Below are 11,879 nucleotides of genomic sequence, written 5' to 3'. Positions count from 1 at the left end.
GCCGGGGCGGGTTCAGCCTTCCGGGTAGAAGACGAACAGGGTGCAGCCCGTCGCCGACTGCGGTACGTGCCAGGAGCCGGCCGGCGCATGGAGGAAGGTTCCGGCCGGGTGGTCCCGCTCCCCGTCGTGGAAGGTCCCCGAGACCACGAAGACTTCCTCGGGCCCCGGTGCATGCACATCGATGCCTTCCCAGCAGCTGCCCGGGTCCATCTCCAGCACCTGGGCCTTCGCCCCGTTGCCGCCGGTCCACAGCGGCCTGCTCCGGATGCCGGGGAACAGCTCCTTGACCGGGGCATCGTCCACCGCACTCCACACGTAGCCCGCGGTCCCGCCCACGCCTCCGGCGGCCCGTCCGCGCCTCGCGCGCCGCCCGTCCCCGGGCGGGTGCGCGGCCGCCTCTGTGGCCGTACCGGGCGTGTCCGTCGTTCGGTTCGTCTCCGTATCGCTCATGTCTCCACCCTCACCGAGCGGGACGCCCTCCCCCAGTGTCAGAAATGACGTCCTGAGGTACTTTCCTGCCATGACCGGACCGCCGCGGCACCACCCGCAACCGGACTCCGTGCACCGCGTGGTGGCGCTGGTCCGCCCGCCCCAGCCGACCTTCGAACTCGGCTGCGCCGCCGAGGTCTTCGGCACCCGGCGCCCCGGACTGCCGGCCTCCTACGACTTCCGGGTGTGTACGCCGCGGCCCGGCCCCGTACGGACGACGGCGGGCTACGACATGCTGGTGACCTCCGGCCTGTCGGCGCTGGAGACCGCGGACACCGTCGTCATCCCCGGCTGGACACCGCCCGGGGAACCGCTCGCACCCGCGGCCCGCACGGCATTGCGGCGCGCGCACGCGCGGGGCGCCCGGCTGGTCAGCATCTGTTCCGGTGCCTTCGCCCTGGCACAGACCGGGCTGCTGGACGGCCGCCGGGCGACCACCCACTGGAATCTGGCGGCCGCCCTGACGGAGCGTTTCCCCCGCGTCGAGGTGGACCCGTCGGTGCTGTACATCGATCACGGTGACCTCGCGACCAGCGCCGGAGCGGCCGCCGGTGTGGACCTCTGTCTGCACCTCGTACGCAGCGACCACGGCGCGGCCCATGCCGCACGGATCGCCCGCCACATGGTCCTGCCGCCGCACCGCGAAGGGGGCCAGACCCAGTACGCGGTGCCGCCCCCGGCGGACCGTGCGGACCCCGCGCTCGGCATGGAGCACTCACTGGCCCCGCTGCTGGAGTGGGTGGCCGGCCGGCTGTCCGGGCCGGTCTCCGTCGAGGACATGGCCGGGCAGCTGCGGATCTCCTCGCGCACCCTGGCCCGCCGGTTCGCTGACCAGCTCGGCACCAGCCCCGGCCAATGGCTGCTGACCCGTCGTATCACCGCCGCCCGCACCCTGTTGGAGGAGAGCGATCTGCCCGTCGAGGCGGTCGCACTGCGCGTCGGCCTGTCCTCGGCAACCAACTGCCGCCGACGCTTCCAGCAAGCGCTGCACACCACGCCGGCCGCGTACCGGCGGGCGTTCCGTGCGACGGACGGCGCCCGCCGGGAAGGCGACGACGCCTGAGGCGCCACGACGCCCCGGGCACAAAAAACGGGTACTGCCCGGGGTCCCTGATGACCCGGGGCAGTACCCAGTACTGAGGAGAGGACTGGCGGGGGGTTAGCCCATCTCCTCCAACGCCTTGCCCTTCGTCTCCTTCACGAACTTGAGCACGAAGGGGATCGAGAGCAGGGCGAAGACCGCGTAGATGACGTACGTACCCGAGAGGTTCCAGTCGGACAGGCTCGGGAAGCTGGCCGTGATGGCCCAGTTGGCGATCCACTGCGCAGAGGCGGCGACGCCCAGCGCGGCGGCGCGGATCTTGTTCGGGAACATCTCGCCGAGGAAGACCCAGACCACGACGCCCCAGGAGAGGGCGAAGAAGAGCACGAAGACGTGGGCGGCGATCAGGGCCACGGTGCCTTCGGTGGTCGGCAGGGTGCCGGCCGCGGTCTTGGCGGAGAAGGCCCACGCCTCCAGGGCCAGCGAGATGGCCATACCGACCGAGCCGATCAGCGCCAGCGGGCGGCGGCCGATCCTGTCGACGAAGATCATCGCGATCACGGTGCCGATGATGTTGATGATCGACGTCGTGAAGCTGTAGAAGAACGAGGCGCTCGGGTTGATCCCGACGGACTGCCACAGCGCCGAGGAGTAGTAGAACGCGACGTTGATGCCGACCAGTTGCTGGAAGACCGACAGTCCGATACCGACCCAGACGATCGGCAGGAAGCCGAACTTGCTGCCGAGCAGGTCCTTGAACGACGCCTTGTGCTCACGGCGCATCGCGTCCTGGATCTCCGTGACCCGCTTGTCGAGGTTCAGGGTGTGGCCCTCGACCTCGCCGAGCACCTCCTTGGCACGGGAGATCTTGCCGACGGAGATCAGGTAACGCGGCGACTCGGGGATCGCGAAGGAGAGCAGACCGTAGAGGACGGCCGGGACGACCATCACGCCGAGCATCCACTGCCAGGCCTCCAGGCCGGCGATGAGGCCGCGCTGCTTGCCGCCGGCGAGGTTGAGAATGCCCCAGTTGACGAGCTGGGAGACGGCGATGCCGATGACGATCGCGGCCTGCTGGAACGAGCCGAGACGGCCGCGGTAGGCGGACGGCGAGACCTCGGCGATATAGGCCGGGCCGATGACCGAGGCCATACCGATCGCGAAACCGCCGATGATCCGCCAGAAGGCCAGGTCCCAGAGGGCGAACGGCAGAGCGGAGCCGACGGCGCTGATGGTGAACAGTGTCGCGGCGATCTGCATCACGCGGATGCGGCCTATGCGGTCCGCGATCCGGCCTGCGGTGGCGGCGCCGATCGCGCAGCCGATCAGCGCGACGGCAATCACCTGGGCGAGTACTGCGGACCCGACCTCATAACGGTCGCGGATCGCCTCGACGGCACCGTTGATGACGGAGCTGTCATAGCCGAAGAGAAAGCCGCCCATCGCGGCAGCCGCGGTGATGAAGATGACATGGCCGAGATGCTCGGGATGGGCCTTACGGCCTTCCGAACCCGTCGGCTGCGCGGTGCTGGTCAACGTGAACTCCAGTGGCCCGGCTGCGCTGCCGGGTTAGGGGGCTGGCCCTACAAGTGGTGCATAGGTTGGGGGTACCCACCACTTGAAGGTAAAAGCAACGTTGCAGAGACTATGCCTTCAAGTTTCGAAGTCAATAGGGCGGAATGAATTTGTTTCTCGGGCGCTTCAGGAGCTGTTCGTTCAAGTTGTGAACTGATGGTGTGTCGGACACTCCGGGCGATCGCGGAGGGCGCCGAGCGGACGAACAAAGGCACCGATTCCGGTCAATACCGGCCCGCGGCCGTGCCGCGTACGCACTGCGCGCCCGCCGTCAGTGCAGCCGCTGACTGATGACCTTCGATACGCCGTCGCCTTGCATCGATACCCCGTAGAGCGCGTCCGCGACCTCCATCGTCCGCTTTTGATGCGTGATCACGATCAGCTGGGAGCTCTCCTGCAGCTCCTCCATGATCCGGATCAGCCGCTGCAGATTGGTGTCGTCCAGCGCGGCCTCCACCTCGTCCATCACATAGAACGGGCTGGGCCTCGCCTTGAAGATCGACACCAGCAGCGCCACCGCGGTCAGCGACCGCTCACCGCCCGACAGCAGCGACAGCCGCTTGACCTTCTTCCCCGGAGGACGTGCCTCCACATCCACCCCGGTCGCCAGCATGTTGTCCGGATCGGTCAGCACCAGCCGCCCCTCACCCCCCGGGAAGAGCCGCGCGAAGACGCCCTCGAACTCGCGCGCGGTGTCGTGGTAGGCCTGGGTGAAGACCTGCTCCACCCGCTCGTCGACCTCCTTCACCACCTGCATCAGATCGGCGCGGGTTTTCTTCAAGTCTTCAAGCTGCTCGCTCAGGAACTGGTGCCGCTCCTCCAGCGCGGCGAACTCCTCCAGCGCCAGCGGATTCACCTTCCCGAGCTGTTGATACGCCCGCTCGGCCGCCCTGAGCCGCTTCTCCTGCTCGGTCCGTACGTAGGGCACCGGCTGATTGCGCGGATGCTCCGGATCGTCCGGGAGCACCTCGCCGTCGGCGGCCGGCGACGGCGGGACGAGCTGTTCGGGGCCGTACTCGGACATCAGCCCGGCCGGCTCCACCCCCAGCTCCTCCAGCGCCTTGGTCTCCAGCTGCTCGATCCGCAGCCGCTTCTCCGCGCCCAGCACCTCACCGCGGTGCATCGAGTCCGTCAGCTTGTCCAGCTCGGACTTCAGCTCCCGGCCCCGGTTGCGCTCGGCCACCAGCGCCTGCTCCCGCTCGGCCTTGGCCCGCTCCGCCGCGCCCCGCTCCTCCTCGGCCCGTACGGCCGACACCTCGACATGCGCCAGCAGCTGCCGGGCACCGGCGGCGACCGCCCCGGCCACCTCCGCCTCGTGCCGCAGCCGCGCGCGCCGCCGCTCGGCCCGCACCCGCGCCTCCCGTTCGGCGCGCGCCCCCCGGTCCAGCGCATCCGCCCGCCCGGCGAGCGCCTTCACCCGCTCCTCGTGCGTCCGCGCCTGGAGCCGTGCCTCCATCTCGGTCTGCCGCGCATTGGCGCCGTCGGCGGCCAGCCGGTCCCGTACGGACGTATCGGGCTCCTCGTCGCCGACGCCCGGCTCCTCCTCGGCCACCGCAAGACGCTCGGCCAGTTCCTCGGCCTCCTCGGTGGCCCGCAGCAGCGCCTCCTCGGCCTTGGCTGCTGCCGCGTCGGACCGCTCGGCCTCCCCCGCGGCCGCCCGCGCCTGCCCGCCGAGCCGGCCCAGGTCCCCGGCGACCTTCGACTTCTCCCGGTCCGCCGCCCGCCGCCGCTCGGCCAGCTCCTCGACCAGCGCGGCACACTCCGTACGGCGTTCCGCCGCGGCCCGCTGCACCTCCGCCAGCTCCGCGCAGCGCGCCGCCAGCTCCTCCAGCTCGGCGGCCGCCTCGTCGACGGACGCCTGTACCTCCAGCAGGCTCGGCGCACCGGCGGAGCCGCCGTGCGCGAAATACGCCCCGAGCAGATCGCCGTCACCGGTCACGGCCATCAGCTCCGGCCGCGCGGCCACCAGCTCCTCGGCGTCCTCCAGCGTCCCGACCACCACGACATCCCGCAGCAGCCGGGCCACGGCGGCCGTCAACTCCGCGGGCCCCCGCACCAGTTCATCCGCCGGTACGGGCTCGGAACGGGGCCCGGGGAACCGGTACTCGGGGGCACCCGGCGCCCCGGCCGCGCCCTCATGGGCGTCCAGCACGGCGCCATCGGCCCCAACTGCCGTGCCACTATCCCCATTGAACCCATTTGCGCCATTGGCCCTGCCGGCCCCAAGAGCCGCATCAGCCCTGTGGGCTCCCTCGGCCGCACTCCACGCCGACACCCGAACAGCCTCAGCCGCCTCCACGGCATCCGAGGCTCCACCGGCCTCCGCAGGCCCCACCGCGTCCACGGGCTCCACAGCCCGCGCGGGCGCAGGCACCAGCCCCGCACCATTCCGGCTCGCACTGCCCCCCAGCACCATGGCCGCCCGCCCCGCATCCTGTTTGCGCAGCAGCCGGATGGCCTCGGCGGCGGTGCCCGGGCCGGTGACGGCGAGGGCGTCCGCTGCCACGCCCAGGGCGGCCGCCACCGGGATCTCGAAACCGGGGGTGACGGTCAGCAGTTCCGCCGCCGGACCGAGCAGGCCGGTGAGCTGGTCCGCGGCGGCCAGCAGCGCGCCGGTACCGTCCTTGCGGCGCAGCCCGAGCGCCAGCGCGTCATGCCGTGCGGCGGTCGCGGCTCGCTCGCGCTCGGCCTCGGTCAGCGCCTCACGCGCGGCGGACAGCGCGGACTCCGCCTCCGCCAGCCCCCGGCGAGCCGCCTCGTGCCGCTCGGCGACCTCCTCGTCGTCCGCATCCAGCCCGTCGACCTCGGCCTTGAGCTGCTCGTACTCCTCCTGGGCGTCGGCCGCCCGGCGCCGCGCGTCGTCCCTGGCCTCGGCCAGCCGGCCGATCTCCGCCTGCGCCGAGGCGGCCCGGCCACGGGCGGCGGTGACCTGCCCGCTCAGCCGTGCCAGGCCCTCGCGGCGGTCGGCGATGGCCCGGGCCATGTCCCGCAGCCGCCGCTCCTCGTCCGCCAACTGCCGCTCCAGCCCGGCACGGTGTTCGACGGTGTCCTCCAGCGCCCGGCTCGCCGCCTCCAGCGCGGCCGTCAGTTCCGCCTCCTGCTCGCGGATCCGGGCCGCCTCGCGCTCCATGTCCTCGGGGTCGCGCCCGTGCCGCTCCTCCGGCGGGGCCGCCGAGGCGCTCTTGACCCGTGCCTCGGCCAGCGAGATCGTGCCGCGCACCCGCTCCGCGAGCTGGGTGAGCTCATGCCAGGTCTGCTGTGCGCGCTGCACCCGTGGCGTCAGGGTGCGCACTTCCTCCTCCAGGGCCGCCTCGTGCCGCTGGGCGTCGCGCAGCCGGTCCTCGGCGGCCTGTTTGCGTTCCTTCAGCGCCGCCTCGTCCGCGATCTCGGCGCGCAGCGCCCGGCGCAGGGTGACGAGGTCGTCGGCGAGCAGCCGCAGCCGGGCGTCGCGCAGATCCGCCTGGATGACGGCGGCGCGCCGGGCGACCGCGGCCTGCCGCCCCAGCGGCTTGAGCTGGCGCCGTAGCTCATCGTTCAGATCCTGGACGCGGGCGAGGTTGGCCTTCATCGCCTCCAGCTTCCGCAGCGCCTTTTCCTTGCGCTTGCGGTGCTTGAGGACACCGGCGGCTTCCTCGATGAAGGCCCGGCGCCCCATCGGGTCGGCATGCAGGACGGAGTCGAGCTGGCCCTGCCCGACAATGACATGCATCTCCCGGCCGATACCGGAATCGGAGAGCAATTCCTGGATATCCAGCAGCCGGCAGGTGTCGCCGTTGATCTGGTACTCGCTGCCGCCATTGCGGAACATGATCCGGGTGATCGTGACTTCGGCGTACTCGATCGGCAGTGCACCGTCGGAGTTGTCGATCGTGAGCGAGACCTCGGCACGGCCCAGCGGCGGCCGCCCGGTCGTCCCGGCGAAGATGACGTCCTCCATCTTCCCGCCGCGCAGCGACTTGGCTCCCTGCTCGCCCATGACCCAGGACAGCGCGTCCACGACATTGGACTTGCCCGAGCCGTTCGGGCCCACGACGCAGGTGATGCCGGGCTCGAACCGGAGCGTCGTGGCGGAGGCGAAGGACTTGAAACCTCGCAGGGTCAAACTCTTGAGATGCACGCCGTTGGACTCTACCGGCCGCTCCTCGGGGGGCGACCCCAACATTCCGGCACCGGTCGCCCGCCCGTACGGCCCCCCGGTATACCGCACCGTTCATTTTCGGTTTCATTGACGAAAGCGCAGGGCACATCATGCGGTAAGGGAGGGGCGGCACGGCTGAAGTGGCCGTATGGTCCGCGAAAAGGAACCGGAGAACGCAGAGCCGGGAAACGACGAAGGGACGCCGAAGCGTCCCTTGCAGATCTTGAAGAGAGCGGTCCTCAAGCGGCTGGCGAGCAGCCCTACCGGCCCTTGGGTTGAGGTCAGGTGAGCGCGGGCTCCGCCTGGGGTACGTCGAGGTCGAGCATCGAGTCGTCGTGACGTGCGGCAGCGGACAGCATGTCGTTTTCGGCCTGCATCCGAATAAGTTCGGATTCAAGGTCCTGAACGCGCTGCTGAAGCCGTCGCATCTCGGAGAGGACTCGGGGGTCGGAGCCGCCGACGTAACCGAGAAGCGCCTTTGCCATGATGGATGGTCCTCCACAATGAGTGACCGACCGAAGCGGTGTGGGTCGTGAGGGATTCGCACCCGCGGTGCTTGTCATTCTCTGTTGTACTCAATGCCAAACAGCTAAGGTGCGCGGGGATTCCAGAGTCTCACCAAACGGTTTGACGGTCAACACGATCACACCCCGTATCCTCGGGCACCTGAGAGTGCGCGGCCGCGAGGGCGCTGCGCCGACTCCCCAGAAAGGTCCCGCGGGGGCGTAGAGATCATCCGTACAGCGGCAGCCTTGCACGGGTCGGCCGAGTTGGCAACCACCAGGCCTTATCTCCTGTAAGCAGCTGACAAAGACGCATCCGCAAGGTCGTCCGTGACGGCCGTACGGACGGTTTCGGCGGGGTCGCTCAGCGGATCTCGAAGCCGTCGTAACCGCCGCGGGGCGTGTCCCATATCTCAGTGACTCCGGAGACCCGCCCGGGCGTGTCTCCGGTACGGAGCCAGTCCAGCAGCGCATCGCAGTGATCCTTCGGCCCCTCGGCGACCACCTGGACGCGGCCGTCACCGAGATTGACCGCAAATCCGGCGAGTTCGCCGATGCGAAGGGCGTTGGCCCGGGTGAACCAACGGAACCCGACGCCTTGTACCTGACCACGCACCCAGGCGGTCACACGGACATCTTCGTTCATGTGTGCACGTTAACCGGCCAATTGCTCAGTGGTCACATCTGCCACTTCCGCCATGGCGTACAGTCCCCCGACAAGCGAGACTCACTCTTTTGAGTGAGTCGTCTTGACGCTGAGGACGGAAGGAAGACAGCGGATGGGCCGCCATCGACGCTCTGCTCCCCCAGCCCCCGAGGCCCCCGGTGCGGGGACTGTTGACGCTCCGACAGCGGTACGGACCGGCGCGTCGGCAGCGGCCCGGCGCCGCGGACATCGCGCGGCCCCGCGCCGCGGCATGGCGCCCGTACGCACCGGACTGCTCGGCGCGTCCGCGGCGATGGCGATGGGAGCCGTCGCGGTCGCCTCCGGACTGATCCCCGGCCACGGCCAGTTCGACGGCGGGACGAGCGGCGACCGCGGAGACCGCGTCCGGGCCGGCGCGCTGCCGGAGGCCACCGAGCCACTGGGCGGCGTGTCGGCGACCCCGACCGACCGCGCCACGGAGCAGGCGAGCCGCGGCGGCGCCCGCCCCACGGTCCCCGGCACCGGCCGCCCCTCCTCCCCCACTACCCCGTCGAAGTCCCCCTCGCCGCACCGGTCGGCCACCTCCTCCACCGGGAAGGCCGAGGCACACCGGTCCGCCGCACCCACCGACCGGCCGTCCCCGGCAGCGCCCGTACGCAGCGCGACTCCGTCGAAGGCCCCCGACACCCAGTCGTCCGCCGAGACGCAGGTCCTGTCCCTGGTCAATCAGGAGCGCGCCCAGGCCGGCTGCTCCCCCGTCACGGCGGACAAGGAATTGGCCGGTCTCGCACAGCGGTTCAGTGACGACATGGCCCAGCGTGGCTTCTTCGACCACACCGACCCGGACGGCGACACGCCCTGGGACCGTGCCAAGGCCGCGGGCATCAGTGACCTGGGCGGCGAGAACATAGCCCGCGGCCAGGCCACCGCCCAGGCCGTCATGGACTCCTGGATGAACAGCCCCGGCCACCGCGCGAACATCCTCAACTGCGAGTACAAGACCCTCGGCGTCGGCGCCCACTTCGGGCCGGGCGGCCCGTGGTGGACGCAGGACTTCGGCTTCTGAGACAGCTTCCCCGGCCGAGGTGAACCGGCCTCGGACGCGTGAGACGCCCGCGCCGCCCCGTGATCCGTCACGGCGCGGCACGGGCGTCTCACGTGTGAGGCCCGGGGGGCTTGCACCCCCTGGTGGTCAGGCCGCGAGGGTGGCGCGGCCCGCGGCGAAGATGCGGGCCTGCTCGGCGATGCGGCGTCCGAGGTGCTCAGCGGTGGCGATATCGGCCTTGTGGACTCCGTCGGCGCCCTGGTCGTTGTCGGACTGGGCGCCGGCCCCCAGGAAGAAACCGAGCCGATTGAGGTCGTTCTCCGAGGCGGTGGACGCGTTCCAGCCGGGGAGCAGGTTGAGGCTGACCCAGCTCATGCCGTGCTGGGCGGCGAGCACCGTGAAGAACTGCAGGGTGTGCAGCTTGTCCCCGCTCTTGGAGGCGGAGTTGGTGAAGCCGGCCGCGAGCTTGTCCTGCCAGGCGCGGGTCGCCCAGCGCTTGGCGGTCGCCTCGGCGAAGGTGTGGAACGCGCCGGAGGCCGTCCCCATATAGGTCGGCGAACCGAAGACGATCGCGTCGGAGGCATCGAGCTGCTCCCACTGGGCCTCGGTGATGTCGTCGACCTTGATCAGGTGGACGGTGGCACCCGCCTCGGCGGCAGCGGCGCGGACGGCCTCGGCCAGTACGGCGGTGTGGCCGAAGCCGGAGTGGTACGCGATGGAGACGACGGGGGCGGGCAGGGCGGGGCTGGTCACGGCGGTTTCTCCTCAAGGTCACGGCTTCCCGGGGCGGTCGGTGCCGGGGAATGCCGGGCGGCGATGAGAGAAGACAAGCACTAACTTTTCGAAAGCGCAACCCACTAGATAGCGCTGCGCACAGGTATGGTGTCCGTATGGCGACCGAGACCCCTGCCGAACCGGCCGAGGAGCCCGCCTCCGGCTGTACGGACGACCTGGCCTTCGACGTTTTCGCGCGCGACTGCCCGTCCCGCGACGCGCTCAAGCACGTCACCGACCGATGGGGCAGCCTGACGCTGGGCGCGCTCCTCGACGGCACCTTCCGCTTCAACGAACTGCGGCGCCGGGTGGCAGGGGTGAGCGAAAAAATGCTGGCCCAGACCCTGCACGCACTGGAGCGGGACGGACTCGTCCACCGCGCGGCCCAGCAGACCAACCCGCCTCGGGTGGATTACGCGCTGACGCCACTGGGCCACCAGGTCGCCCGCCAGTTGCAGCTACTGATCACCCTGGTCGAGGACCGGATGCCACAGGTGCTCCAGGCCCGGGAACGCTATGACGCCCGGCACGCCGCGGAATGAGCCGGTGCCCGCGCCGGCGTTCCGCGCTCAGCCGCGCGGCGGCCGCTGGCAGCGGGGGCAGAAGTAACTGGACCGGTTCATCCAGGGACGACGGCGGATCGGGGTGCCGCAGCGGCGGCAGGGTTCGTCCTCGCGGCCGTAGGCGTCCAGGGAACGGTCGAAGTAGCCGGACTCACCGTTGACGTTGACATAGAGACTGTCGAAGCTGGTGCCGCCGACGGCGAGCGCGGCGTTCATCACGTCCCGTACGTGGCCGAGCAGCTCGGCGGTGCGCGGGCGGGTGAGGGTGGCGGTCGGCCGCTCGTAGTGGAGCTTGCTGCGCCACAGCGCCTCGTCCGCGTAGATGTTGCCGACGCCGCTGATCAGCGTCTGGTCGAGCAGCGCCCGCTTGACGGTGGTCCGGCGGCGGCGCAGCGCGTCGTGGAAGGCGGCGTCGTCGAAGGCCGGATCGAGCGGGTCGCGGGCGATATGGGCGATGACGTCGGGAAGGTGGTCGGCGTCGCCCGGGACGGTGTCGTGCAGCGAGAGGCCGCCGAAGGTGCGCTGGTCGACGAAGCGGAGCTCGGTGCCGAGGGCGTCGGCGAAGCGGAGCCGGATCCGCAGATGCTTCTCGTCCGGGACGTCGTGCGGCTGGACCAGCAGCTGGCCGCTCATCCCGAGATGGGCGAGGATCGCCAGGCCGTGGGTGACGGACGGCGTGACCATCGGGGTGATGCCTTCGGCGGCGGTCTGTGCGGCCGGGCCACCGCCGGTCACCGGGAGCCAGAGGTACTTGCCGCGCCGGCACGCCACGCCGAGTTGCAACCCCTTGAGCCGCGCCGCGAAGTCGGCCGCACCGGCCGTGTGCCGGCGGATCGCGCGCGGATGCCGCACCTCGACGTCGTCGATCGTGCGGCCGCTGACCCAGCGCTCCAGTCCGCGGCGTACGACCTCGACCTCGGGCAGCTCGGGCACGGGACTCCTTGGGACAGCTGAGGAACGACAGCCGCAGCGTACCTCTCCCCTCCGGGACGCCATGGGCCCGCCCGGTGCCTCGCACGGCGTTCGCCATCCCAACCGCCGGTTGCCGCCGCCTGGTTGGGGTACCGCCGCGAGGAACACCGCCGCGTCACCGGTGCCGCGGGC

Annotated in this window: 10 protein-coding genes; 3 read left to right on the top strand and 7 right to left on the bottom strand. The window is 70.8% G+C overall.

The annotated features are described in order from the left end of the window. Window positions 1-12: 12 nt before the first annotated feature. Window positions 13-336, bottom strand: a complete 324-nt coding sequence (locus ACWGI6_RS23035) for a cupin domain-containing protein (RefSeq protein WP_453269313.1) — start codon at window positions 334-336, stop codon at window positions 13-15. Between the two features lie 184 nt (window positions 337-520). Between ACWGI6_RS23035 and ACWGI6_RS23030 the strand changes: the two genes are divergently transcribed. Continuing rightward, the gene (locus ACWGI6_RS23030) at window positions 521-1,552 is read left to right on the top strand and encodes a GlxA family transcriptional regulator (protein ID WP_453269259.1); all 1,032 of its coding nucleotides are present in this window, start codon (window positions 521-523) and stop codon (window positions 1,550-1,552) included. A 96-nt stretch (window positions 1,553-1,648) separates the two neighbouring features. On the opposite strand, the gene ACWGI6_RS23025 is transcribed toward ACWGI6_RS23030, so the two are convergent. From ACWGI6_RS23025 to ACWGI6_RS23010, 4 genes are all read right to left on the bottom strand, one after another. Further along, window positions 1,649-3,067, bottom strand: coding sequence for a sugar porter family MFS transporter (locus ACWGI6_RS23025; RefSeq protein ID WP_453269258.1), 1,419 nt, complete (start codon window positions 3,065-3,067; stop codon window positions 1,649-1,651). A gap of 310 nt (window positions 3,068-3,377) precedes the next feature. After that, entirely contained in the window at window positions 3,378-7,223 is a 3,846-nt protein-coding gene (locus tag ACWGI6_RS23020) for an AAA family ATPase (RefSeq protein WP_453269257.1), read from the bottom strand. Between the two features lie 302 nt (window positions 7,224-7,525). Further along, entirely contained in the window at window positions 7,526-7,729 is a 204-nt protein-coding gene (locus ACWGI6_RS23015; protein ID WP_030084672.1) for a hypothetical protein, read from the bottom strand. A 382-nt stretch (window positions 7,730-8,111) separates the two neighbouring features. Beyond that, a complete protein-coding gene (locus tag ACWGI6_RS23010; protein ID WP_453269256.1) occupies window positions 8,112-8,393 on the bottom strand; it encodes an acylphosphatase in 282 nt (93 codons plus the stop codon). A 133-nt stretch (window positions 8,394-8,526) separates the two neighbouring features. On the opposite strand from ACWGI6_RS23010, the gene ACWGI6_RS23005 reads away from it, so the two are divergent. Then, the gene (locus ACWGI6_RS23005; RefSeq protein WP_453269255.1) at window positions 8,527-9,459 is read left to right on the top strand and encodes a CAP domain-containing protein; all 933 of its coding nucleotides are present in this window, start codon (window positions 8,527-8,529) and stop codon (window positions 9,457-9,459) included. Between the two features lie 126 nt (window positions 9,460-9,585). Here ACWGI6_RS23005 and ACWGI6_RS23000 read toward each other — a convergent pair whose 3' ends face one another. Beyond that, window positions 9,586-10,176, bottom strand: a complete 591-nt coding sequence (locus tag ACWGI6_RS23000; protein ID WP_393907257.1) for a flavodoxin family protein — start codon at window positions 10,174-10,176, stop codon at window positions 9,586-9,588. Between the two features lie 152 nt (window positions 10,177-10,328). Here ACWGI6_RS23000 and ACWGI6_RS22995 point away from each other — a divergent pair, with 152 nt between their 5' ends. After that, window positions 10,329-10,754, top strand: coding sequence for a winged helix-turn-helix transcriptional regulator (locus ACWGI6_RS22995; protein WP_453269254.1), 426 nt, complete (start codon window positions 10,329-10,331; stop codon window positions 10,752-10,754). A gap of 27 nt (window positions 10,755-10,781) precedes the next feature. On the opposite strand, the gene mutM is transcribed toward ACWGI6_RS22995, so the two are convergent. Beyond that, window positions 10,782-11,708, bottom strand: coding sequence for a bifunctional DNA-formamidopyrimidine glycosylase/DNA-(apurinic or apyrimidinic site) lyase (mutM, locus tag ACWGI6_RS22990; RefSeq protein ID WP_453269253.1), 927 nt, complete (start codon window positions 11,706-11,708; stop codon window positions 10,782-10,784). Window positions 11,709-11,879: the final 171 nt, after the last annotated feature.

The organism is Streptomyces sp. NPDC054786 (genome assembly GCF_053611685.1).
This window is presented reverse-complemented; position numbering and strand designations above follow the sequence as displayed.